The following is a 23,635-nucleotide window of genomic DNA, read 5'->3' as shown; positions in this document are numbered from 1 at the left end:
AAGTGAGCTTCATCCGTGCCTTCCATTTGATCCAGTTCGAACTGCACTGGGCTGCCGTGACCAGGTCGTATGGCAAGCTGCCAGATTCAATGAAGCATCTGCGTGAAAGGCTGGTTAATCTTCTCAATGACGAACGGCCCGATCGAAAATTCGACCGGGCCGTCAAGGCAAAACCAAAGCGCTATGCCATGCGCGTTCTACGAAAACCTGCTTAACTGAACGGCATTACGGGCTACGGCCCGTTTTTTGCGTGCCCGTCCGCAGCGCGCTTTTCCGCCTTGTTGTATCCTACGCGTACTTTCAGTCCGCGTGCCCTCCTTCCGTCCCGCGACACCCCATTACTAAAAAACAAAAGGTAACCATGAGTTTATCGAGGCTCATCGCCGGCTTCGTGCGTCAGCATTGGCCGGCGTATGCCGCCGCTGCCGTCATGCTGACAGGTGTGGCAACACTGACCGTCTGGATCCCGCGCCGCGTGGGCGCCATCATCGATGCACTGGCCGCGCACCGCATGACGACTGCCGAACTGTGGCTTGAGCTGCTGACCCTGCTCGCCGTCGGCGTCGTCATCTACTTCTTGCGCGTGGGCTGGCGCATCACCTTGTTCAAGGCCGCCTACCAGCTAGGCGTGATGCTGCGCACGCGCTTCTACACGCGCATGTCGCAGCAAGGTGCGGCGTTTTACCAGAACCAGCGCACGGGCGACCTGATGGCGCTGGCGACGAACGATATCGACGCCATCGAAATGGCCGCCGGCGAAGCCATGCTGGCCGGCTTCGACGGCACCTTGACCCTGCTGATGGTGCTGGGCATCATGCTGCTGGGCGTGGACTGGCGCCTGGCCTGCATCGCGCTATTGCCCTTCCCCCTGATGGGACTGGCCTTCTGGCGCATCTCCAGCCATATCCACACGGCGTCGACGGATTCGCTGAAGCGCTTTTCCGCACTGAACGACCATGTGCAGGAATCGCTGTCGGGCGTGCGCACCCTGCGCGCACTGGGCCTGGAAGAGCGCAGCAGCAAGCAGTTCTCCACCCTGGCCGGCCATGCAGCCAACGCCAGCCTGACGGCGCAGCGCTGGGAAGCGGCGTATGAACCGGCCGTCGGCCTGACGCTGACGGCCGCCACGGCGCTGACCCTGGGCCTGGGCGGCTACCTCGTGTGGCACGACCAACTGACCATCGGCGCGCTGACGAGCTTTTCCATGTACCTGGGCCAGCTGATCTGGCCCATGTTCGCCGCCGGCTGGGTACTCTCGCTGATCGAACGGGGCCGCGCCGCCTGGCAGCGCTTGCAACCCATGCTCGACGCGCCGCTGGCCATCGACGACCATGGCAGCATCGCCACCCTCACGCCCGGCCCCCTGCAATTGCAGGACGTCGGCTTTGCCTACGCGGGCCAAACGGCACCCGCGCTCTCCGGCATTTCGCTGCGCCTGCAGCCGGGCCAAACCCTGGGCTTGGTGGGTCCCACGGGCAGCGGCAAGTCGACCCTGCTGCGCGTGCTGCTGCGCCAGGTCACGCCGCAGTCGGGCACGGCCACGTGGAACGGTCATCCGCTTGACGCTTATACCTTACACGCGCTACGCGCTGCCATCAGCTGGGTGCCGCAGGAGTCGTTCCTGTTCTCCGCCACCATCGCCGACAATATCGCCTTGGCCCGTCCCGGCGCCACGCGCGAGGAAGTGGAACGGGCGGCGCAACTGGCCGACATCCATGCCGATATTTTGCAATTCCCCGACGGCTATCAAACCCACGTGGGCGAGAAAGGCATCACCCTGTCCGGCGGCCAGCGCCAGCGCGTGGCGATTGCCCGCGCCCTCTTGGCCGACAACGGCTTGCTGCTGCTCGACGATGCTTTATCCGCCGTCGACACGGGCACGGAAACGCGCATCTTGCAGCACCTGGAAGAACTGCGCGCACGCCGCCCCGAGCGCAGCGCCATCATCGCCAGCCACCGCCTGAGCGCCGTCGTCAACGCGGACCTGATCCTGGTGCTGCGCGACGGCCACGTCACTGAAACGGGCAACCACGACGCGCTGATGCAGCGCGACGGCTGGTATGCCAGCCAGTGGCGCTATCAACAACTGGAGGCCAGCCTCGATGCCATCTAAGACCGACCAGGCCAACGCCGCCACGTCATCCGTGCGCCGCCAGGCCGCGCAAGCCATCGGCCTGCTGCGCCGCGCCGCCGCGCCCGACCTGCGCCATTTGTACTGGGCCACGTTCTGGCTGATCCTCGCCGCCGCCCTGGAAGTCACGGGCCCCATTTTAGGCAAGGCCCTGATCGACCAGCATCTGCTGCCGCGCAACCTGGACTGGACGCGCATGTCCTTGCTGCTGGGCGGCTGTCTGCTGACGGGCTGGGTCGCCTCCGGCCTGCGCTATCTGCAGCTGGTGCGCCTGTCCGGCCTGGCCATGCGCTCGGTGCAGCGCCTGCGCGAAACCGTCTACCAGCACGTGCTGCGCCTGCCCATGGCCTTCTTCGACCGCGCCATCACGGGCCAGCTGGTCAGCCGCGTCACGAATGACACGGAGGCGGTGAAATCGCTGTACGTGCAGGTGCTGTTCGTCATCCTCGACAGTTCCATCGTCCTGGTCGGCACCATGGCCGCCATGGCCTTCCTCGACTGGCGCTTGATGCTGATCGTGCTGGCCCTGCTGCCGGCCGTGCTGCTCATCGTCTTCCTGTACCAGCGCTGGAGCGCGCCCGCCGTCACGCGTGCGCGCGCCCTGCGCAGCGAGATCAATGGGCAGATCGCCGAATCGATCGGCGGCATGAGCGTGCTGCAGGCGAATAACGCGGAAAAACGCTTCGGTGCCCGCTTCACGGGCATCAACCAGGACCACTACACGGCGCGCATGCAGGAATTGCGCGCCAACGCCTGGCTGCTGCGCCCCGCGCTCGACATGCTCAACATCGTGCTGCTGGCCGTCGTCATCTTCAGCTTCGGCCAGCGCGAGATGGGCGCCGTGGAAGTGGGCGTGCTGTATGCGTTCATCAGCTACATCGCGCGCGTGATCGAACCCTTGATCCAGATCACCATGCAGTTCAGCCAGTTGCAGCAATCGGTGGTGGCGACGGCGCGCGTCTCGGCCCTGCTGGATGAAGCGCAGGCGCTGGAACATGCACAGGGAAGGGACGCACCGGCCCTGCGGCATGCGACAGCGGACATCGACGTGCCCGCCGTGGACATCAAGAACCTGACGTTCGCCTACGTGGAAAACCAGCCCGTGCTGCACGACCTGTCGCTGAGCATTCCGCAAGGCGCCTTCTTTGGCATCGTCGGCCACACGGGTAGCGGCAAGTCGACTTTGCTCTCCTTGCTGCTGCGCTTTTATCCCGTCACGCAGGGTAGCATCGCCATCAATGGCGTCGCCCTCGACAGCATCGACAACGAGCACTTCCGCGCCGACGTGGGCCTGGTGCCGCAAGACCCGTTCCTGCTGGCCGCCTCGGCGCGCGAAAACATCGACATGGGCCGCGGCTACACGCAGGCGCAGATCGAGACGGCCGCGCGCGCCGCGCATGCGCACGACTTCATCGCCGCGCTGGAACACGGCTACGAGACGCCGCTGGGCGAAGGCGGCTCACGCCTGTCATCGGGGCAGAAGCAGCTGATCGCGATTGCCCGCGCGCTGGCCGGCCAGCCGCGCATTTTGCTGCTGGATGAAGCGACCTCGCGCATCGATAGCCAGACGGAGCAGATCGTGCAGCTGGCCCTCAACGAATTGCGCGGCAAGGTGACCATCATCGCCATCGCCCACCGCCTGTCGACCATCCGCGAGGCGGACCGGATCATCGTGCTGAACCATGGCCGCATCACGGAGGCGGGACCGCACGAGGAACTGATGCAGATCGAGGGCGGTTTGTACCAGCGCCTGTACCTGCTGCAGCAGCTGGCGCAGTAAGGGGGCTTTGTCGATGCCTGACGTGTGCACTTTCGCAAATTTCTGCGCCCCGCATGATATTTCTTGATTGCAACAGAATATAATCTGTTACAGACAGGTGGTCATTGCGGGAGCGGGACGTTGGCAGGCAGACAGAATCGGGCATCATGGCGAAAGGCGCATTGGCTGCTGGTATTGGCCGGCTTGCTGGCGCCTGCCGCGCACGCCCAGAACAGCAACCTCGAGCAGTATCTTGCCGCCGTGCGCGACGATGGCCGCTTCGTGCCCGCGCGTGCCCTGCAGCGCCTGCAAGAAGTGGAAGCGCAGGCGCGCAGCGCGCCCCTACCGGTGCACGCGGAATTCCTGACGCAGCTGAGCAACGCCCGCATGCGCCTGGGGCAGCACGATATCGCCATGCAGCTGGCCGAGGAGCTGATCGCCTACGCCCGCCAGAACAAGAGCGACGTGGCGTTGGCGAAAGGCATGCTCAACAAGGCCTACATCACGTTTGCCAGGAACGAGCGCCGCGCCTCGCACCTGCTGGCCTTTGAAGCGGAACGCATCGCCAACGGCACGGACGACTTGCCCGTGCGCGTGCAGGCCACCATCAGCGCGGGCCAGTCCTGGGCCGAAGAAGGCAATTTCCCGTTTGCGCTGGCCAAGCTGCAAGCGGCCGTCGACCTGGCGCGCCAGAGCAAATCGCCTTCCTGCCTGGCCGCCGCCCTGAATGCCCTCACCCAGCTGTACACGCAGATGCGCGAATACGACAAGGGCTTCGAGGTGCTCGACGAATTGCTGGCCGTGTCAAGCGCCCTGGCATCGCCGGGCCGCATGGCACAGGCAAAGAATACAGAATACGGACTGTCGCTCGACGCGCAGCAGCCGCAACGGGGCCAGCGCGCCCTGCTGGCGGCCCTGGCGCTGGAACGCCAGTTGGGCGCGCGCGGCATGGTCGCCGCTACCCTCGTCAATCTGTCGGACAGCTACCTGAAGCAAGGCGACTACGCGCGCACCCTGCGCTTTGCAAATGACGCCATCACGGCGGCGCGCCTGGTCAACGATGAACAGGTGGAGGCGACGGCGCGCCTGAACATCGGCCAGGCGTTGATCGGCCAGGGACGCTTGCAGGAAGGCAAGCAAAGCGTGGCCACTGGCCTGGCCTACTACGAACGCACGGCAAACCAGCCGGAAATGCAGGCCGTGCTGCTGGAATACGGCATGGCGCTGGAAAAGGCGGGTGACATGCGCGGCGCCGTGACTGCCTACCATCGCGAACGGGGCATTTCCAACCAGCTATTCGAGAAGCAGCGGCAAAAGGCCGTATATGAGCTGCAAGAAAAATATGAGGCGGAAAAGAAACAGCGCCAGATCGAGCTGCTGAGCCGCGAGAATCAGATCAAGAGCACGGAAATCGACAACCGCCGCCTGCAGCAGCGCGTATGGTGGCTGCTGGCGCTGGTACTGGCCATGGCGTCCGTCATCGTCGGCTTGCTGTACCGCAAGGTGCGCCATGCGAACGTGCAGTTGAAGGTGAAGAACCAGGAACTCAAGCGCCAGAGCTCGCGCGACCCGCTGACAGCCTTGTACAACCGCCGCCATTTCCAGGAATTCATGCGCAGCCATGCGGGCAAGCCGCAGCGGGCCTACGGCGGCGATGTCGTGGGCGCGCTGTTCCTGCTCGATGTCGACCATTTCAAGCACATCAACGACGCTTACGGCCATGCGGCAGGCGACCTGGTGCTGACAACGATCGCCGAAACCCTGCATGAGGTGTTGCGCGAAACGGACATGATCGTGCGCTGGGGCGGCGAGGAATTCCTTGCCTTCCTGCCGGCCGTCGCGCGCGACGGACTCGACGATATTGCGCGGCGCATCCTCAACGGCATGGCGGCACAGGTCATCCACTACCAGGGGCAAACCATCAAGGTGCACGTCTCCGTGGGCTTTGCCCCCTATCCGCTGGCGCCGCTGGGACGGCCGCTCACGTGGGAACGCAGCGTCAACCTGATCGACATGGCGCTCTACCTGGCCAAGGCGCACGGGCGCAACCGGGCGTATGGCTTGCGCGGTTTCCGGCAGGTGGAAAGAACGACGCTGGAAGCGGTAGAGCAAGACCTGGAACGCGCGTGGCGCGACGGCTTTGTCGATTTGAGCGTGGTGCTGGGGGGAACGGACGGGATGAACAGGACGGAGACGGTGGAAACAGAGGCGGCCGGGCCAGGCGGCCAGGCCAGCGATGGCGTCGCCGCAGCTGCCATCAACTGACGACAGCTGCGAGGGCCGGGCCAGCGGCGGCCGGCCCTGGCGCGCTTATTACGATGATTACTTGTGCGCGGCGTCCTGCATCTTTTCGCCGGCCTTTTCCACTTTCTTGCCGACGGCATCGGCCGCTTCGCTCATTTTCTTGTCGGCGTCAGCAGCAACCTGGTCCATCTTGGCGCCCGTATCGGCAGCAGCCTGGCTCACGGCGGCGTCAGCTTTGGTAGCGGCAGCCTTGATGTCGGCTTCAGCCTTGGCAGCGGCCGCATCGATTTTCTGGCCAGCTTGTTCAGCCGGGCCGGCAGCAACATCGTCCTTCTTCTGGCAGGCAGCCAGCGCCACAACCATCATCCCGGCGGCGCACACGGTCATCCAATTTTTGCTTACTTTCATGATATTCCCTTTCATTATTATCAAAAGACACAGATCAGTTCGCAATATACACCTGCCTAAAATTTTCTAGCGTGCGCTAACGCACATAAGAACAGGCTTTTGTGACGTAGTTGTAAGCAATGGTATCTTGATATCTTTCACGGCGCCTTTCCGATGCGCAGGCATGGCCTTGCCCTACTGGCCCGCAGTCGGCACTGGCACCGCGTCCAGCAGCGAACGTTCGAGCAATTGCGACAACGCCGTGCGCAGCGCCTGCGTGCGCGCTGCCAGTTCCGGCCGCTTGTAGCGCTCGGCGGCGATCAGGCTGCTTTCCAGGCAGACCCGGTCCGACCTGGCCAGGCAGGCGTCGGCCAGATCGAGCTGGGAACTGGCCAGCGCCACTTTCACCTTGGCGTCGAGTTCCAGGGTGTCGGGATCGTCGCCCCAGCGCTTCACGTGGCCGGCCAGGCGCGTGGCGGCCAGTTCCGGCTTGCCCGCATCGAGCGCCTGGTTGACGCTGCCTTGCAACGCCAGCCACGCCTGGGCCCGCTGCTGTTGCTTGTCGCAGGCGGCGGTGGACTTGGTGATGCTCGCCTGCAAGCGTTTGAGGTGCGCGGCGGGCGCCTTGGCACTTTTCAGCACGGCCAGCGCGCTGCGCGCCCCGTCCAGGTCGCACTGCGCCGCCAGCGCAGTGGCGGCCTCGACTTGTTCCGCCACGCTGGCCGGCTTGTCGGCCGGCTTGTTGAAGAACCAGATACCGGTCAGCACCACGGCCGCCGCGATCCACGTGCGCAAGCGCACGGGCGGGCGCGGTGGCGGCACCGAACCCCTGCTGACAGGCTTGGCCGGCGGCGCCTTGGCTGACGCGGCAGGCACCGGAGGTGGCGGTGGCGGGACAGGCTTGGGAGCAGGAGCGGAGGCGGGCTGCGGCTTGGGAGTGGGCGGCGCGACGGGCACCGGCGGCGGCATGCGCGGCACCGGGGCCGGCGCTGGCACTTTCTCTAATACAGGCGCTGCAGCCACCTGGCGCGCGCCGCAAAACGGGCAATGCGCCACGCGCAGCGGCAAGCTTCGGCCGCAAGCGGCATTGATGCAAACGTCATTCACTGTTTCAAGCACATTCCAACCTTTTCCTGGAGTCATTCCACTGCGTTCTGCCGCAATATTACCTTACGCGCGTACCGCAACGGCGCACCCGCAGCGAGTTCCACTGCCTTGATACCGATCAAAAAAAAGCTCTGTCTCCGGCAAGCAGGGGACAGAGCCAATATTATCGTGATATCAGAGAAGTAGCAGAAACGGCGGAGCAAATGTCCAAGGGCAGGCAACAACGCCATGGGTGATTTATCAGGGTCTCTTACACCTTGACCGCATCAACTTTTGCAATCACCGTGCGCGCAATGATATCCGTTGCCGGGCAAGACTCCATCGCATCCGAATACGCGAGCCAGCGCTGCAGGCTTTCCATGCGGCGGATGGTGATACCCTTGCCATTGATATAGCCGATTTGCTCGAAATTGACGGGGCTGGTGGTCAGTTTCGACACGGTGGGCGCATTGTCGACCAGGCGGTCGTAGGCCTTGCGCGCCTTGTGCTCCCACTTGGCCAGCACGGGATCGTCAAAACGGTTGCTTTCAAAATACACGGTGATGGTGCGGTCGTGGTTGGCAAAGCCGACGATGGCCGCACCCTTACGTATAGTCAACAGGACATCTTCCTTGACGCCCGTGACGGGAACGAACACGGCGGCGCGTCCATCCGTATCCGGCCGCTCCATGGGAATATCTTGTCCGATTATGCTTATCACATCACACTCTTCATCATCGCCTGCTGGCTTGTTGTTCCTGCATCACTGAAAGCGTGCCGCCGTGCGCATGCGCGCGTTTGCCGCTGCGCCGGGCCGCTTCCAGGCTCGCTGCCTTACCATTTATCAAATAATACATTGCCGTAAAGCACTACACAAGATAATCAGGGACGCGGCAGCCGCCTGTCCTCCGCCGGATGGGGAATGGTGTGCCCGGCGGCAATCGCCTTATAATGCTGCGATTACTTCACGCCCCCCCACCTTCGCACCATGACGCTTCCCGAGAATGACACCAGCCGGCTCGACGCCATCAGCGCCGCCGCCACCGAAGTGGCCGCGCAAAACGTGGCCGACCTGCTGGCCATGGCCATCTGCCACCGCCCGGACGAACCGGCCCTGATCGTCTGCGACAAGCGCAGCTGGCTCAATGTCGTGCTGACGGAAGCGTATCGCCAGGCCTTGCCGGATGCGGCCTTCATCGATTTCGACGAGGTCACGCCCGACGCCGTGCTGGCCGCGTTTGCCGAGCTGCCCGCCGGCAGCCTCGTCGTGCTGATTCAGTCGACCAGCTTCCGCCTGGAAGCGTTCCGCATCCGCATCGAACTGTTCAAACGGGGCCTGAAAGTCATCGAGCACGTGCACCTGTCGCGCATGCCCGGCGTACAGGGGCTGCATTACATCGCCTCGCTGGCTTACGACCCCGCCTACTATCGCGGCGTGGGCCATGCACTGAAAGCGCGCATCGACCGCGCCCGCCACGGCATGGTCGACAGCGGCGGCGAACAGCTGATCTTTGCTTCGCCGTTCGAATCGGCCAAACTGAATATCGGCGACTACAGCGGCATGAACAATATCGGCGGCCAGTTCCCGCTGGGCGAAGTGTTTACGGAAGCGCAGGACCTGGAAGCGGTGAACGGGCGCGTGCGCATCTTCGTTTTCGGAGACACGCACTTCATGGTCAACCGCCCCGACACGCCGATCACCCTGATCATCGAAAAGGGCCGCGTGACGGGCACCGAGCACGCCACGCCCGAATTTACCGCCATGCTGGAGATCATCCGCGCCCATGAGGGCGAAGTGTGGGTGCGCGAACTGGGCTTCGGCATGAACCGCGCGTTTTCGCGCGAACAGCTGGTCAACGACATCGGCACGTATGAACGCATGTGCGGCATCCATCTGTCGCTGGGCGCCAAGCATGGCGTGTACACCAAGCCACAATTCAAGCGCAAAGATGCGCGCTACCACGTCGACATCTTCGCCGTCACCGAAGCCGTCTACCTGGACGACGAGCGCGTGTATGCGGATGGCGCGTGGACGCTGGAACCCGTCGCGTTCAACTGAAAAATCCAGCTGCTTGCAGCTCGCGGTCCCACGGCGGCACGGGCTGGTATTCGGCCACCAGGAAATCGATCAGCGCGCGCACCTTGGGCGATGGCTGGCGGCTGGCCGGATACAGGGCGCTCAAGTGATTCAGCGGCAGGTCCCAGCCAGACAGCACGGGCAGCAGGCTGCCATCGAGCAAATTGCGCCAGGCGAGGAAGGTGGTGCTGTAGACGATGCCGAGTCCCCGCTGCGCCGCCTGGTGCAGCACCAGGCCATTGTTCGCAGTAAAACCCGCCTGCACGCGCACGCTCACCTCCTCGCGCTGTTCCCCTTCTCCACGCTGGAAATGCCAGTTCGTGCCATCGGTCAGGTGGCTGAAATGCAGGCACTGGTGCTGCAACAGCTCTTGCGGCGTCTGCGGCACGCCCCACTGCGCCAGGTAGGCGGGACTGGCGCACAGCACGGCGCGGCACGGCGCCAGCGGGCGCATGGCCAGCGCGCTGCTGTCCGGGATGCCGCCGACCCGTATCGTCAAATCAAAACCGTGGCGTATCGGGTCAAGCAAGGCATCGTCGACAAACAACTCGGCCTGCACCTGCGGGTGCAGCAAGCTGAAACGGGCGACGGCATCGGCCAGCCACGCGCTGCCGAAACTCGACGGCGCCTGGATGCGCAGCGGCCCGGCCAGCTCCGCCCCGGCCCCTGCCTGCGCCACGTGCGCCACCATGCGCGCCGCTTCCTGCGCCTGGCTGACGGTGGCCATGCAGGGCGCCAGATAGGCGCGGCCCGCATCCGTCAAGCTCACTTCGCGCGTGGAGCGGTGCAGCAGGCGCGCATGCAGGCGTTCTTCCAGCTGCATGATGGTCTTGCTGACCATGGCCCGCGTCAGGCCCAGGCGCTGCCCGGCCAGCGTGAAGCTACGCTGGCGCGCCACTTCGACAAAGATTTCCATCGCTTTAAGTTGATCCATGTCAAAGATTGTCATCGCTTTGGCGACAATCTGTCAACCGCAGGGCGATTGTTTGCCGCCCTCGCCCATCCTACAATGGCGCTTTCCATTGACCTCCGGAGCCGCCGCCATGCTGACAATCCTGCAACAAGAACAATACCAACGCGACGGCTACCTCATCCTGCCCGATTTCAAGGGTGCGGACGAGATCGCCGCCTTGCGCGCGCGCGCCGAGCAGATTGTCAACGAATTCGATCCCAGCGCCAGCAAGTCGATCTTCACCACGCGCGACCAGGCCAAGAACACCAACGACTATTTTCTCGCCTCCGACAACACCATCCGCTGCTTCTTCGAGGAAGAGGCATTCGGCGCGGACGGCCAGTTAAAGCAGGCAAAATCGCTGTCGATCAACAAGATCGGCCATGCCATGCATGACCTGGACCCCGTCTTCCGCGCCTTTTCGGCCGACCCGAAACTGGCCGAAGTGGCGCGCGACCTGGGCCTGGCGGACGCACAAGTCTGGCAATCGATGTACATTTTCAAGCAGCCCGGCATCGGCGGCGAGGTGCGCTGGCACCAGGATGCCACCTACTTCGAAACCACGCCGATCAGCGTGACCACCTTCTGGTTCGCGCTGGAAGATGCGACCCTGGACAACGGCTGCCTGTGGGCGGAGCCGGGCGGTCACCGCGGCCCCCTGCGCGAACGCTTCATCCGCAACGGCGACGCCGTGCGCGTGGAAAAACTCGATGCCATGCCCTGGCCCGACGACAGCACGGCCGTGCCACTGGAAGTCAAGGCGGGCGCCCTGGTCTGCTTCCACGGCTTGCTGCCCCATTACAGCGCGCCAAACCGCTCGCCCGTCTCGCGCCACGCCTATACTTTGCACGCCACCGATGGCCGGACGGAATACGCGGCCCACAACTGGATACAGCGCGACGCAGCGTTCCCCGTGCGGGGCTTCGTCTGATGCGCATCGACGTCTTTGCCGCCCACTGGGGCAATAACGAGCTGCCGCCCGAGGTCTTCATCGACAAGGTGCTGGCGGCCGGCTTCGACGGTATCGAGATGTCGCTGCCGCTGGACGCCGCCCTGCGCGAGGAGTGGACGGAGCGCATCGCCAAGGCGGGCCTGCAACTGATCGCCGCGCAGTGGGAAACCGTCTTCCACAGCGACTTCGAGCTGCACCGCGCCGCCCTGGCCGAACTGCTGGAAAACGCCTGCCTGGCGCGCCCCGTGCTGGTCAACACGCACACGGGCAAGGATTACTACAGCCAGGCGCAGAACGCGCAGCTGCTCGACCTGGCCGCCGCCATCTCGGCAAAGCATGGCGTGCCCATCGTGCACGAAATCCACCGCAGCCGCTTCAGCGGCCACCCGATGCTGCTGCTGCCCTACCTGGCGCAGTATCCCGGGCTGCCATTGACGGCCGACCTGTCGCACTGGTGCTGCGCCTGCGAATCCCTGCTCGATGACCAGCCGCAGACCCTGGCGCAAGTACTGCCGCTGGTACGCCACGTGCACGCGCGCGTGGGTCATGCGCAGGGGCCGCAGGTGGCCGACTTCCGCGCGCCGGAAGCGAAGGCGGCGCTCGACGCCCACCTGGCGTGGTGGGACGCCATCGTCGCACTGCGCCGCGCGGCGGGCGCCGAGCGCATGACGTTCACGCCGGAATTCGGCCCCGCGCCATACACGCAAACCCTGCCCTGGACGCAGCAACCCGTGACGGATGCCTGGGAACAGAACGTCGCCATGCTCAATTTGCTGCGCGCGCGATACGTCGGGTAGCTAGCCGCAATCCGGCGCCGGATCGCCAGGTCCGGCGCCGCGCATTGCAATTAAGTAGCGCACTATATATACTGTGCCCATGGATACCATCACCTCCCCCAACCCCTTGCACCAGGTGCCGCGCCTGGACGGCCAGCTGTGCTTTGCGCTGTACTCGACCTCGCTTGCCATGAACAAGCTGTACCGCAAGCTCCTGCGCAAACTCGGCCTCACCTATTCGCAATACCTGGTGATGATGGTGCTGTGGGAACGCGATGGCTTGACGGTGTCGGAAGTGGGCGAGCGCCTGTTCCTCGACTCGGCCACCCTGACGCCCCTGCTCAAGCGCATGGAGCAGTCGGGCCTGTTGACGCGCACACGCGCCGCCAGTGACGAGCGCCAGGTCATCATTTCCCTCACGCAGCAGGGCGACCAGTTGCGCCACGAAGCGGCCCTGCTGCCCGAAGCCATCCTGACGGCCAGCCATTGCAGCGTGGAACAAGTTGTGGACATGAAACAACAACTGAACCAGTTGCGCGACAGCCTGATGAAAAGTGAGTGAAAGCACCGCTACGCTGCTGGCGAATCTGTACCAGCGCCAGTCCGACCTGGGCCAGGAAGACTGCGCGTAGACATCTTCCAGCGCGTACTGGTCGACGGTGCGCACCTGAAGCAGCTGGGGGTGGCAGGTTCAGCCAACGCGGGCTGTGTCACGCAACAGCAGCTCGACGCGCCACCAGCTACCGGCCCGGCGAATTGCTCGAAGCCGTGCCGGGGCGGATCGCCAGCCGGCATCGCGGCGAAGGCGATACCAACAACGGCTTCGACGTCACGGCCACGGCATATGACGCCAGCTGACATGCCACCGACCAGATTGCCCTGCGCGCCGTGCTTGAACGGGCGCATCGCCTGGCAGATCGACAAGAACTTGCGCGCGGAGCTGGAGAGCTACAAGCTGGCCAGGCGGCGCGACTCGGCCATCGATTACGACTCTGCCTCGCGCCTGCCCGGCGAGACGCAGCCCGTCGACGATATCCACTCCCATCCGGTGGAATAGCGCTCGCTGCGCCTGACCCTGGTAAAGGATTTTTAACTCAACAAGAATAATTCCTGTCGGACGTAGCACAAGAATTGCCGCGAAGTCGTAGAATGCCAGGCTGGATAAACTGAGACAGGCCGCATTGCGGCCGGCACCGCCATGAGCACTTCCGCACCGATCTTTACCGACCCGTCCCACGTCAAGGATGCCTTGCGCGATGATGGCTATGCCGTCCTGCGCCCGCAGGACGTGGCCGCGATGGCCGGCTGCCCGTTGGCCGCGCTGCGCGCGCTGGAACCGAGCTGGAATACCCTGGCGCTGGACAACTACCTGAAGGATGGCGGCCGCTATCGCCGCCGGCGCCACTCATGCTTCGTGCAGGATGGCGAGCGCCTGACGCAGACGGCGCACCGTCCGCACTGGCAACCGGTCGAATACAACGCCCTGCATGGCGGCATGCACCGCCTGTTCGAACCGGTCGAACCAGCCATCGTCGCACAGCCAGCCTGGCAACAGCTGATCCGCGCGCTGGGCGACGCCTGCTCGCAGGTCAAGGGCAGCCAGCCCTGGTTCATCGAGGCACACCAGTTCCGCATCGACACGACCGATGGCATCGGCCGCCCCACGCCGGAAGGCGCGCACCGCGACGGCGTCGATTTCGTCGCCGTGCTGCTGATCGGGCGCGAGCAGGTCAAGGGCGGCGAGACGCGCATCTTCGAAGCCAATGGTCCCAACGGCAAGCGCTTTACCCTGACCGAGCCGTGGTCGCTGCTGCTGCTCGACGATGCCGCCGTGATCCACGAATCGACGCCGATCCAGCCCATCGGCGAACATGGACACCGCGACACCCTGGTGCTGACGTATCGCGCTGGCCAGTTCCAGGGCGAGAATTAAGCGTTGGCCACAGCATTCCCTGTGGCCAAAATAGTTACTTGCAAGTTACTTTTGCAGACCTAAATCCGATATAGTCACAGGATGTCGATATTGCGCGCTCACGGCGCCCAGCATCACCACACTGAAATTCTAGGAGAGGTCTGTGGACTCCAACAACCAAATCAAGCCTGACGAAATCGAGATCCTGATCGTCGAGGACAGCCCGACCCAGGCGGAGCGTTTGCGCCGCCTGATCCAGTCGCTGCACTATAACGCGCGCGTGGCGGCGAACGGCCAACTGGCCCTGGCCGCCATCCGCGAGCGCAAGCCGCACCTGGTGCTGTCCGATATCGTCATGCCTGAAATGAATGGTTACGACCTGTGCCGCGCCATCAAGTCCGATCCGACCCTGCGCGACATCCCCGTGATCCTCGTCACCTCGCTCAACGATCCGAAGGACATCATCCGCGGCATCGAGTGCGGTGCCGACAATTTCATTCGCAAGCCGTATGCGGAAGACTATCTGCTCAACCGCATCAGCCACATGCTGATGAACCAGAAGCTGCGCAAGAACCAGAATGTGGAAATCGGCATCGCCCTGTACCTGGGCGACCAGAAGCATTTCATCAATGCGGAGCGCCAGCAAATCCTCGATTTGCTCATTTCCACGTATGAACAGGCGGTGCAGGTCAACGGCGAACTGCAGGCGCGCGAACGCCAGGTGATCGAGCTGAACATGCGCCTGGCGCACCATGCGGCGGAACTGGAAACCATCAACCGCGAAATCGCCCTGAAAAACCTGGAACTGGCCGAAGCGAGCCGCATGAAGTCCGCCTTCATCGCCAATATGTCGCATGAACTGCGCACTCCCCTGAACGCCATCATCGGCTTCACGGGCGCGCTGCTGATGAAACTGCCCGGCCCCCTGACGTCCGACCAGGACAAGCAGCTCAACACCATCCGCGCCAGCGCGCGCCATCTGCTCTCGCTGATCAACGATATCCTCGACGTGGCCAAGATCGAAGCGGGCAAGCTGACGCTGTCGATCGAGCCCGTGCACTGCCAGGAGCTGATGGCCGAAGTGGCCGACACCCTGCGCCCGCTGGCCCAGCAAAAGGGCCTGACGCTGGAAATGGCACTGGGAGAAGCGGGCCAGCCGGCCGCCATCATCGACACGGACCGCCGCGCGCTGACGCAAATCCTCATCAACCTGCTCAACAACGCCATCAAGTTCACGGAACAGGGCACGGTGCGCATCAGCCTGGCCCAGCGCGAGGAAGACGGCGTGCTGGTGACGGAAATGAGCATCGCCGACAGCGGCGCCGGCATCAAGGAAGAAGACCAGGCCAAGCTGTTCCAGGCCTTCTCGCAGCTCGATTCCACCTCCACGCGCCACGTGGAAGGCGCGGGACTGGGCCTGTACCTGTGCCAGAACCTGGCCAACGCCATCGGCGGCGCCCTGTTCTTCAACAGCGACTACGGCTCCGGCAGCACGTTTACGCTGGCCCTGCGCAGCAAAGCCTGATTCGGGTGCGCCGCAGCATAAACTGTGGATTTTTTGCCATCCCAAACAGGCCGATACCGTAGTTCTACGGTATTGCACTGCACCATTTTCAGCGCTATAGTAGAACTGTCTCCTCCAATTCGTTCTCCGAACATTGGATTGCGCCCGCGAATACAACCGCGGGCTTTTTTTTGCCCGCGTCTTACATCATCTTCATCTTCCCTCAACTAAATCAATCGATTTAGTTATATCAATCGCTTGAGATATATGATTAAATCTCCGGCATGATTGAAAAAAACGCCATCCTCACTTCCCATGCCGACGAAGCGCGCAAGCCCCGTTCCGACGGCGAACAGTCACGGGAGCGGCTGCTGCATAGCGCCATCCGCCTGTTTGCAGAACAGGGCTACGCCAAGACGTCCACGCGCGAACTGGCGCAGGCGGCCGGCACCAACGCGGCCGCCATCAGCTACTATTTTGGCGACAAGGCGGGCCTGTACCGCGCCGCCTTTGCGCAGCAATCGTCTGATCCGCAAGACAATATCGCCCTGTACGAGCAACCCCATTTCACCTTGCGCCAGAGCCTGGAAGGCTTTTATGCGCAATTGCTCGCCCCCATGCAGCAAGGCGACATCGCACGCGACTGCATGCGCCTGTGGTGCCGCGAAATGCTCGAACCGACGGGCCTGTGGGCGCGCGAGATCGACCAGAACATCCGCCCCGAGCATGAGGCGCTCACGCGCGTGCTGGCGCGCCACCTGGGCGCGCCAGACAACAGCGACGACATGCACCGGCTGGCGTTTTCCATCGCCTCGCTGGCCCTGCAGCACATGGTGGGCACCGAAGTGCTGCAAACCCTGCGTCCGCAACTGCTGGAATCGCCGCACGCCATCGACACCTGGCTGGCGCGCATGACCGACTACGCGCTGGCCATGGCCGACGTGGAACGCCGGCGCCTGGCCATTCCTCCCTCTCCCCCTACCGCTCAACGACAAGCAGAAGGACCAGCATGACGACTATTCGATGCACCGTTCAACGCGCCCTGACCGCCAGCATCATGCTGGCGCTGGGCGGCTGCGCCCTGCAGGGACCGCCCGCAGCGGTGGCCGCCAGCGCGCCCGCGCAGTGGCAGGCGCCGCTGCCGCATAACGGCAAGCTGACGGACCTGGCCAGCTGGTGGCAGGGCCAAGGCGACAGCCTGCTGGTGGAATTGATCACCGACGCGCAGCAGGTCAGCCCGACCATCGCCGCCGCCAGCACGCGCATCGCGCAGGCGCGCGCGGACCGCATCGCCAGCGGCGCCGCGCTGGCGCCCACGCTCGACGCGACAGGCAGCGTGGTGCGCACCAGCCAGCAATCGGCCCAGCCCGGCGGCACCACCTCGCAAGCCGCGCTGCAGGCGTCGTGGGAAATCGATGTATTTGGGGCCAGGCGCGCCACGCGCGATGCGGCGCAAGAGCGCTACGACAGCGCCCGCGCGCTGTGGCATGAAGCCCGCGTCTCGGTGGCCGCCGAAGTGGCAAACCAGTACTACGCCTTGCGCACCTGTCAGCAATTGCAGGCCGTAGCCGAACAGGATGCTGTCTCGCGCCGCGACTCGGCGCGCCTGACGCAACTGAGCGCCGGCGCCGGCTTCCAGCCGCCCGCCAATGCCGCCCTGGCCCGTGCCAGCGCCGCCGAAGGCGCCAGCCGCGCCATCGAACAACGGGCCGCCTGCGACGTGAATATCCAGGCGCTGGTGGCCCTGTCGGCCATGCCGGAAGCGTCGCTGCGCCAGAAGCTGGCGGCCAGCCCTGCCGTCCTGCCCTCGCCCGTGGCGATTGCGGAACTGCCGGCGCAAACCCTGGGCCAGCGTCCCGACATCTACAGCGCCGAACGCGAAGTAGCAGTGGCCAGCTTCGAAGTGCGCGGCGCGCAGGCGCAGCGCTATCCTCGTCTGAGCCTGGCCGGCTCGATCGGCAAGGGCAATATCCGCTCTGGCGGCACCAGCATCACGGCCAGCACCTGGAGCATCGGCCCGCTGGCCGTCAGCCTGCCCATCTTCGACGGCGGCACCCGCCGCGCCCAGGTCGATGCGGCCACCGCGCGCTACGACGAAGCGGTGGTGAAATACCGCGCCGGCGTGCGCCAGGCCGTGCGCGAAGTGGAAGAGGCGCTGCTCAACCTGGCCAGCACGGACGCGCGCAGCGGCCATGCGAAAACGGCTTTGGCCGGCTACCGCGTGTCGTTTGTCGCCACCGAGGACCGCTACAAGAATGGCCTGGCCAGCCTGATCGAGCTGGAAGACGCGCGCCGCACGCGCCTGGCCGCTGAAAACACGGTGGTCAACCTCGAGCGCGAACGCAGCGCCGCCTGGGTGGTGCTGTACCGCGCCGCTGGCGGCGGCTGGAACAGCAGCAGCGCCATCGCCAACAACGCCCTCTGACGGATACGACAACATGAAAAAAATGACTTTGAAACCGATGGCTGTCGCCCTGGCCGCCCTTTGCGTGATGCTGGGCGCCGGCGTGGCCCTGTACTCCCCTTCCTCCACAGCGGCCGACGACGCCAAGGATAAAAACGCGGCGCAAAAACCGGCGCTTACCGTCACCACGGCCAAGCCGCAAACGGCCAGCCTGCCCATCAAGCTGAAGGCCAACGGCAACGTGGCCGCCTGGCAGGAAGCCGTCATCGGCAGCGAATCGAACGGCTTACGCCTGACGGACGTGCGCGTGAATGTGGGCGACGTGGTGCGCGCCGGCCAGGTGCTGGCCGTGTTCTCGAACGACACGGTGAACGCCGACGTGGCGCAGGCGAAGGCCGCCGTGCTGGAAGCGGAAGCGAATGCCGCAGAAGCAGCTGCCAACGCGCAGCGCGCCCGCTCGCTGCAAAGCACGGGCGCCATCAGCGCGCAGCAGATCAGCCAGTACCTGACGGCAGAACAGACGGCCAACGCGCGCATCGCATCCGCCAAGGCGCAGCTGGCGTCGCAGCAGCTGCGTCTGAAATACACGCAGGTGGTGGCGCCCGACAGCGGCATCATTTCCTCGCGCTCGGCCACCGTCGGTTCCGTCGTGGGCACCGGCACGGAATTGTTCCGCATGATCCGCCAGGGCCGCCTCGAATGGCGCGCCGAAGTGACGGCCACCGAGCTTATGAGCCTGAAACCGGGCACCCTGGCGCAAGTGAAGGCGGCCAATGGCAGCGTTTTGACGGGCAAGGTGCGCATGATCGCGCCTACCGTCGATCCGCAGACGCGTTACGCCCTCGTGTACGTGGACCTGCCGGCCAGCAGCGGCAACAATGCGCCGTTCAAGGCCGGCATGTACGCCAGCGGCGAATTCGAACTGGGCACCTCGGGCGCGCTGACGGTACCGCAGCAGGCCATTGCCGTGCGCGATGGCTTCAGCTATGTCTTCCGCCTGAATACCGACCAGCGGGTCAGCCAGATCAAGGTGCAGGCAGGTCGGCGCCTGAGCGACCGCATTGAAATCCTCGGTGGCATCACGGCCGACACGACGATTGTCGTCAGCGGCGCCGGCTTCCTCAATGACGGAGATTTGGTCCGCAATGTGAAAAATCCGGTTCAGACGCCGGTGGCAGCACCGGCAGCGAAAAAGTAAGGAAAGCCATGAATTTTTCCTCCCTCTCGATCAAGAATCCGATCCCGGCCATCATGCTGTTCGTGCTGCTGACCCTGGCCGGTCTGCTGGCCTACAAGGCCAATCCGGTACAGGATTTCCCTGACATCGAACTGCCCATCGTCACCGTCAGCGCGGTGCTGCCCGGCGCCGCGCCGGCCCAGCTGGAAACGGAAGTGGCGCGCAAGATCGAAGACTCCGTCGCCACCCTGCAAGGCGTGAAAAACATCTACACCAAGGTGCTCGATGGCGTCGTCACAGTCACCGTCGAATTCATCCTGGAAAAGCAGATCGCCGAAGCCGTCAACGACGTGCGCGACGCCGTCGCGCGGGTCAAGGCGGACATGCCGGCCGAGCTGCGCGATCCCACCGTCACCAAAGCGTCCACTGCCGGCCGCGTGGTGCTGACCTTTATCGCCACGGCGAAAGCGGGTGTGGACAACCCGCTCGACGCGCCCGACCTATCCTGGTTCGTCGACAATACGGTGGCCAAGCGCCTGCTGACAGTGCCCGGCGTGGGCGCCGTTACCCGCGTGGGCGGCGTCTACCGCGAGATCCAGGTGGAACTCGACGAGGCGCGCATGGCGGCATTGAAAGTGTCGGCCCTCGACGTCTCGCGCCAGCTGCGCCTGGTGCAACGCGAAGCGCCCGGTGGCCGGGGCGACATTAGCGGCGCCGAGCAGTCGGTGCGCACCATCGCCACCGTCAAAACAGCCGATGAACTCTCGCGCGTGGAAGTGCCGCTGCCGGATGGCCGCCACGTACGCCTGGACCAGGTGGCCACGGTGCGCGACACGGTCGCCGAACCGCGCGCGCTGGCCGAGCAGGATGGCAAGACCGTGGTCGCCTTTGAAGTGTTCCGCACCAAGGGCGCCAGCGAAGTGGCCGTCGCCAAGGGCGCGCGCGCGGCCATCGCCGACCTGCAGAAGGAAAACCCCAACGTGGTACTGCAGCAGTCGATCGACAATGCCTTCCCCGTCGAGGAAAACTTCGACGGCTCGATGGAGCTGCTGTACGAAGGCGCGCTGCTGGCCGTGCTGGTAGTGTGGTGGTTCTTGCGCGACTGGCGCGCTACCCTGGTGGCCGCCGCCGCCCTGCCCCTTTCCGTGATGCCGGCGTTCCTCGGCATCTACTGGTTCGGCTACACGCTCAATACCGTCACCCTGCTGTCGCTGGCCCTGGTCGTCGGCGTGCTGGTCGACGACGCCATCGTGGAAATCGAAAACATCGAGCGCCATCTGCGCATGGGCAAGTCGCCCATGGAAGCTGCCATGGAAGCGGCCGATGAAATCGGCATGGCGGTGATCGCCACCACCTTCGCGCTGGTGGCCGTGTTCCTGCCGACTGCCTTCATGAGCGGCATTCCCGGCCTGTTCTTCAAGCAGTTCGGCTGGACGGCCGTGCTGGCCGTGCTGGCCTCGCTGGTAGTGGCACGACTGCTCACGCCAATGATGGCGGCCTACATCCTGAAACCGCTGCCGCACAAGGAAGAACAGGATGGCTGGCTGATGACGCGCTACCTGACGGTCATGCGCTGGTGCCTGAACCACCGTGGCATCACGGCCATCGCCGCGGCCCTGTTCTTTGTCGGCGCCATCGCGCTGGTGCCGCTGCTGCCGACGGGCTTCGTGCCGGCCGCCGACCGCGCGCAGACGCAGATCAACCTGGAACTGCCACCCGGCTCCACGCTGGCCGAAACGCAGGCCGTGACGTCCATGGCACGAGATGCGGCCATGCAGACGCCGGGCATCCAGGGCGTCTTCAGTTCGATAGGCGGCGGCTCCAGCGGCGACGCCTTCGCCCCCGGCGCGGCGGCCGAGGCGCGCCGCGCCGTGCTGACCCTGACCACCGTGCACCGCACCGAGCGCAAGGAATCGATGGCGGACCTGGAAACGCAGCTGCGCCACAAGCTCGATACGATCCCCGGCGCCCGCTTCACGGTGGGGCCGCCCGACACTGGCGTCAAGATGCAGCTGGTGCTGCGTTCGGAAGACCCGGTGGCGCTAATGGCGGCGGCGCAAAAGGTCGAGCGCGAACTGCGCGGCTTGAAAGGCATCGGCAACGTCAATTCCAGCGCCTCGCTGGTGCGCCCTGAAATCATCGTGCGGCCCGATTTCGCCAAGGCGGCCGACCTGGGCGTGACGGCGGCAGCCATTGGCGAAACCGTGCGCGTGGCCACGGCCGGCGACTACGATACGGACCTCACCAAAATGAACCTGCCGGAGCGGCAAGTGCCGATCCGCGTCAAGCTGCCCAACAGCGTGCGCGCCGACCTGGCCGCCATCGAGCGCCTGACGGTGCCCGGCAAGAATGGCCCCGTGCGCCTGGCGAACGTGGCCACGGTGACGATGGAAAGCGGCCCGGCGCAGATCGACCGTTTGAACCGCAGCCGCAATGTGACCCTCGACGTGGAGCTCGGTTCACGCACCCTCGGCGAATTGAACGTGGAAGCGCGTGCGCTGCCGTCGATGAAGAATTTGCCGCCATCCGTGAAGATCGCCGAACTGGGCGACGCGCAGGAGATGGCCTCGCTGTTCGCCAGCTTCGGCCTGGCCATGCTGATCGGTGTACTGTGCATCTACTGCGTGCTGGTGCTGCTGTTCAAGGACTTCATGCAGCCGGTGACCATCCTGGCGGCGCTGCCGCTGTCGATCGGCGGCGCCTTCGTGGCGCTGCTGATCACGGGCAGCGCCCTGTCGATGCCGTCGATGATCGGCCTGATCATGCTGATGGGGATCGTCACCAAGAACTCGATCCTGCTGGTCGACTATGCAATCCTGGCGCGCCAGGCGGGCATGAACCGCTTCGATGCGCTGGTCGACGCTTGCCACAAACGCAGCCGCCCCATCCTGATGACGACAATCGCCATGGGCGCCGGCATGATGCCGCTGGCGCTGGGCTGGGGCGCCGACCCCAGCTTCCGTTCGCCGATGGCCATTACCGTCATCGGCGGCCTGATCACGTCGACCCTATTGAGCCTGCTGGTGGTGCCGGCCGTGTTCACCTACATCGACGACCTGGAGCACCTGCTCAAGCGCGGCATGGCGAAACTGCGCCGCCAGAATGCGCCGCTGCGGCGCGATGACAAGGTGGCGCTGGAAAAATAGGCGCCGCCATTGTTTGCAAAATCGCCCCCTGCGGGCAAGGAAGCGAAGGACCGGCCGCCAGGCCGCGCTCCCTCGCTTCCATCTATCTGGCATACTGCGCCCATTCTCCATGAACGCAATCTGCCCTGCCTATGAATTACCGAACTCCGCTCGTCCTGCTAATGGTATCCGCACTGCTCGGTGCCTGCTCGGACAAGACCGTCCCCGCCAGCGCCGACCTGGCGGCTGACGTGGTAGCCGATGTCCCCGTAGCCACTGCCACTGGCGATGCAGCATCGGCCGAACACGTGCCGCCGCCGGCCGCCACTGCGCCCAAGACGGAGGAGATGAACACGCCGCAGGCGCGCAAGCGCGAGGCGGGCATGATGCGCGCCGTATTCGGCAAGGACTACCGCAGCGACAGCGACGATGCGCTGGCCGACCTGTCCGATCCTGATAACCACGTCGACAAACTCAGTTATGTGGTCAGCGCCGTCAGCCACAAGCTGCTGCCCGATGGCCGCGCCATCCTGGTGGCGAATGCGGAAACGGCCAACACGGAAGGCACGGCAGAATCGGCGCACGCTTCGTCGGGACTGCTGAATGTCTTTTTCCTGGCGCCCAAGGGGCAGCCGGAAGACGGCCAGTGGCAAGTCGTGAAACGCTTGGAAAACATCGCCGCCCTCGGTTCGTCGGGGCAACTTGGTGAAGTCCACTGGGTCATGCTGGGCGCGAACAAGCCGGGACTGGCGATCCGCCACGGCTATACGGGCCAGGGTTACACCATCACGCAACTGGCCCTGTTTGAAATCGGCGACGGCAAGGTGACCGCGCTCGATGGCGGCATGGACCTGTACTCGGACAATATGGGCGCCTGCACGCCGGACATGGAGGAATGCTGGATGGTCGAAGGCAGGTGGCGCTTCGCACCAGCGCGCAATGGCGGCGCCTACGACGACTTGCTGATCGATTTCAAGGGCGCTTCCGAAAAGATCAAGCCCGGCGCCACGGTCAAGCCGGACGAAGACCCGCCGCGCATCGCCACGCCACTGAACGGTCAGGCGCGCTATGGCTTCGATGGCAAGGGATACAAATTAATTGAAGGGAAAAATACGGTGCCTGGCGTTTAGTGGGGTCAGACCCGCCGGG

At 64.6% G+C, this 23,635-nt stretch carries 19 protein-coding genes and 1 pseudogene; 16 read left to right on the top strand and 4 right to left on the bottom strand.

All coding sequences use genetic code 11. The features are described from left to right. From ACQ4WS_RS23075 to ACQ4WS_RS23060, 4 genes and pseudogenes are all read left to right on the top strand, one after another. Positions 1–215 (top strand): annotated as a pseudogene (locus tag ACQ4WS_RS23075) (IS4 family transposase); the annotation flags it as partial. Between the two features lie 146 nt (positions 216–361). Next, on the top strand, positions 362–2,113 hold the full coding sequence (locus ACQ4WS_RS23070; RefSeq protein ID WP_436479347.1) for an ABC transporter ATP-binding protein: 1,752 nt from the start codon (positions 362–364) through the stop codon (positions 2,111–2,113). Further along, positions 2,103–3,911, top strand: a complete 1,809-nt coding sequence (locus tag ACQ4WS_RS23065) for an ABC transporter ATP-binding protein (RefSeq protein WP_436479346.1) — start codon at positions 2,103–2,105, stop codon at positions 3,909–3,911. Before ACQ4WS_RS23070 ends, ACQ4WS_RS23065 begins: the two co-directional genes overlap by 11 nt. 174 nt (positions 3,912–4,085) lie before the next feature. Next, positions 4,086–6,155 (top strand): tetratricopeptide repeat-containing diguanylate cyclase, encoded by a 2,070-nt coding sequence (locus ACQ4WS_RS23060; RefSeq protein ID WP_436479345.1) that lies wholly within the window; start codon positions 4,086–4,088, stop codon positions 6,153–6,155. A gap of 57 nt (positions 6,156–6,212) precedes the next feature. Here the strand turns inward: ACQ4WS_RS23060 and ACQ4WS_RS23055 are convergent, their stop codons facing one another. From ACQ4WS_RS23055 to ACQ4WS_RS23045, 3 genes are all read right to left on the bottom strand, one after another. Continuing rightward, a complete protein-coding gene (locus ACQ4WS_RS23055) occupies positions 6,213–6,542 on the bottom strand; it encodes a hypothetical protein (RefSeq protein ID WP_035821678.1) in 330 nt (109 codons plus the stop codon). A 174-nt stretch (positions 6,543–6,716) separates the two neighbouring features. Next, positions 6,717–7,640 carry a hypothetical protein gene (locus tag ACQ4WS_RS23050; protein ID WP_436479344.1) on the bottom strand — a complete coding sequence of 308 codons (924 nt, stop codon included), beginning with the start codon at positions 7,638–7,640 and terminating at the stop codon, positions 6,717–6,719. Positions 7,641–7,878: 238 nt separating this feature from the next. Beyond that, a complete protein-coding gene (locus ACQ4WS_RS23045; protein WP_436479343.1) occupies positions 7,879–8,298 on the bottom strand; it encodes a hypothetical protein in 420 nt (139 codons plus the stop codon). Positions 8,299–8,595: 297 nt separating this feature from the next. Between ACQ4WS_RS23045 and ACQ4WS_RS23040 the strand changes: the two genes are divergently transcribed. Next, entirely contained in the window at positions 8,596–9,666 is a 1,071-nt protein-coding gene (locus ACQ4WS_RS23040) for a M29 family metallopeptidase (protein WP_436479342.1), read from the top strand. Here the strand turns inward: ACQ4WS_RS23040 and ACQ4WS_RS23035 are convergent. Beyond that, positions 9,659–10,618, bottom strand: coding sequence for a LysR family transcriptional regulator (locus tag ACQ4WS_RS23035; protein ID WP_436479341.1), 960 nt, complete (start codon positions 10,616–10,618; stop codon positions 9,659–9,661). The genes ACQ4WS_RS23040 and ACQ4WS_RS23035 overlap by 8 nt on opposite strands. 109 nt (positions 10,619–10,727) lie before the next feature. Between ACQ4WS_RS23035 and ACQ4WS_RS23030 the strand changes: the two genes are divergently transcribed. The 11 genes from ACQ4WS_RS23030 to ACQ4WS_RS22980 all read left to right on the top strand — a co-directional run bounded on the left by ACQ4WS_RS23030 (position 10,728) and on the right by ACQ4WS_RS22980 (position 23,616). Continuing rightward, positions 10,728–11,567, top strand: a complete 840-nt coding sequence (locus ACQ4WS_RS23030) for a phytanoyl-CoA dioxygenase family protein (RefSeq protein WP_436479340.1) — start codon at positions 10,728–10,730, stop codon at positions 11,565–11,567. Further along, positions 11,567–12,385 (top strand): sugar phosphate isomerase/epimerase family protein, encoded by an 819-nt coding sequence (locus ACQ4WS_RS23025; RefSeq protein WP_436479339.1) that lies wholly within the window; start codon positions 11,567–11,569, stop codon positions 12,383–12,385. Before ACQ4WS_RS23030 ends, ACQ4WS_RS23025 begins: the two co-directional genes overlap by 1 nt. Positions 12,386–12,464: 79 nt before the next feature. Beyond that, a complete protein-coding gene (locus ACQ4WS_RS23020) occupies positions 12,465–12,926 on the top strand; it encodes a MarR family winged helix-turn-helix transcriptional regulator (RefSeq protein WP_436479338.1) in 462 nt (153 codons plus the stop codon). A 297-nt stretch (positions 12,927–13,223) separates the two neighbouring features. Then, positions 13,224–13,421, top strand: coding sequence for a hypothetical protein (locus ACQ4WS_RS23015; RefSeq protein ID WP_436479337.1), 198 nt, complete (start codon positions 13,224–13,226; stop codon positions 13,419–13,421). A gap of 141 nt (positions 13,422–13,562) precedes the next feature. Next, positions 13,563–14,297 carry a 2OG-Fe dioxygenase family protein gene (locus ACQ4WS_RS23010; RefSeq protein WP_436479336.1) on the top strand — a complete coding sequence of 245 codons (735 nt, stop codon included), beginning with the start codon at positions 13,563–13,565 and terminating at the stop codon, positions 14,295–14,297. Positions 14,298–14,439: 142 nt separating this feature from the next. Further along, entirely contained in the window at positions 14,440–15,801 is a 1,362-nt protein-coding gene (locus ACQ4WS_RS23005; protein WP_436479335.1) for a hybrid sensor histidine kinase/response regulator, read from the top strand. 263 nt (positions 15,802–16,064) lie between these two features. After that, a complete protein-coding gene (locus ACQ4WS_RS23000) occupies positions 16,065–16,793 on the top strand; it encodes a CerR family C-terminal domain-containing protein (RefSeq protein ID WP_436479334.1) in 729 nt (242 codons plus the stop codon). Next, a complete protein-coding gene (locus ACQ4WS_RS22995) occupies positions 16,790–18,205 on the top strand; it encodes an efflux transporter outer membrane subunit (RefSeq protein WP_436479333.1) in 1,416 nt (471 codons plus the stop codon). The genes ACQ4WS_RS23000 and ACQ4WS_RS22995 overlap by 4 nt, the downstream gene beginning before the upstream one ends. A gap of 13 nt (positions 18,206–18,218) precedes the next feature. Then, a complete protein-coding gene (locus ACQ4WS_RS22990; RefSeq protein ID WP_436479332.1) occupies positions 18,219–19,382 on the top strand; it encodes an efflux RND transporter periplasmic adaptor subunit in 1,164 nt (387 codons plus the stop codon). 8 nt (positions 19,383–19,390) lie between these two features. Next, on the top strand, positions 19,391–22,507 hold the full coding sequence (locus tag ACQ4WS_RS22985) for an efflux RND transporter permease subunit (RefSeq protein WP_436479331.1): 3,117 nt from the start codon (positions 19,391–19,393) through the stop codon (positions 22,505–22,507). A gap of 161 nt (positions 22,508–22,668) precedes the next feature. Continuing rightward, positions 22,669–23,616, top strand: a complete 948-nt coding sequence (locus ACQ4WS_RS22980; RefSeq protein WP_436479330.1) for a hypothetical protein — start codon at positions 22,669–22,671, stop codon at positions 23,614–23,616. Positions 23,617–23,635 lie beyond the last annotated feature (19 nt).

The sequence above is a fragment of the Janthinobacterium leeuwenhoeki genome (assembly GCF_051380795.1).
Taxonomy (GTDB): Bacteria; Pseudomonadota; Gammaproteobacteria; order Burkholderiales; family Burkholderiaceae_D; genus Janthinobacterium.
This window is presented reverse-complemented; position numbering and strand designations above follow the sequence as displayed.

What these genes read in the sequence shown, in the direction of transcription:
- ACQ4WS_RS23070 (WP_436479347.1), top strand. Translation starts at nt 362, where the DNA reads ATGAGTTTATCGAGGCTCATCGCCGGCTTCGTGCGTCAGCATTGGCCG.
- ACQ4WS_RS23065 (WP_436479346.1), top strand. Translation starts at nt 2,103, where the DNA reads ATGCCATCTAAGACCGACCAGGCCAACGCCGCCACGTCATCCGTGCGC.
- ACQ4WS_RS23055 (WP_035821678.1), bottom strand. Translation starts at nt 6,542, where the DNA reads ATGAAAGTAAGCAAAAATTGGATGACCGTGTGCGCCGCCGGGATGATG.
- ACQ4WS_RS23045 (WP_436479343.1), bottom strand. Translation starts at nt 8,298, where the DNA reads ATGGAGCGGCCGGATACGGATGGACGCGCCGCCGTGTTCGTTCCCGTC.
- ACQ4WS_RS23040 (WP_436479342.1), top strand. Translation starts at nt 8,596, where the DNA reads ATGACGCTTCCCGAGAATGACACCAGCCGGCTCGACGCCATCAGCGCC.
- ACQ4WS_RS23035 (WP_436479341.1), bottom strand. Translation starts at nt 10,618, where the DNA reads ATGGATCAACTTAAAGCGATGGAAATCTTTGTCGAAGTGGCGCGCCAG.
- ACQ4WS_RS23030 (WP_436479340.1), top strand. Translation starts at nt 10,728, where the DNA reads ATGCTGACAATCCTGCAACAAGAACAATACCAACGCGACGGCTACCTC.
- ACQ4WS_RS23025 (WP_436479339.1), top strand. Translation starts at nt 11,567, where the DNA reads ATGCGCATCGACGTCTTTGCCGCCCACTGGGGCAATAACGAGCTGCCG.
- ACQ4WS_RS23020 (WP_436479338.1), top strand. Translation starts at nt 12,465, where the DNA reads ATGGATACCATCACCTCCCCCAACCCCTTGCACCAGGTGCCGCGCCTG.
- ACQ4WS_RS23015 (WP_436479337.1), top strand. Translation starts at nt 13,224, where the DNA reads ATGCCACCGACCAGATTGCCCTGCGCGCCGTGCTTGAACGGGCGCATC.
- ACQ4WS_RS23010 (WP_436479336.1), top strand. Translation starts at nt 13,563, where the DNA reads ATGAGCACTTCCGCACCGATCTTTACCGACCCGTCCCACGTCAAGGAT.
- ACQ4WS_RS23000 (WP_436479334.1), top strand. Translation starts at nt 16,065, where the DNA reads ATGATTGAAAAAAACGCCATCCTCACTTCCCATGCCGACGAAGCGCGC.
- ACQ4WS_RS22995 (WP_436479333.1), top strand. Translation starts at nt 16,790, where the DNA reads ATGACGACTATTCGATGCACCGTTCAACGCGCCCTGACCGCCAGCATC.
- ACQ4WS_RS22990 (WP_436479332.1), top strand. Translation starts at nt 18,219, where the DNA reads ATGAAAAAAATGACTTTGAAACCGATGGCTGTCGCCCTGGCCGCCCTT.
- ACQ4WS_RS22985 (WP_436479331.1), top strand. Translation starts at nt 19,391, where the DNA reads ATGAATTTTTCCTCCCTCTCGATCAAGAATCCGATCCCGGCCATCATG.
- ACQ4WS_RS22980 (WP_436479330.1), top strand. Translation starts at nt 22,669, where the DNA reads ATGGTATCCGCACTGCTCGGTGCCTGCTCGGACAAGACCGTCCCCGCC.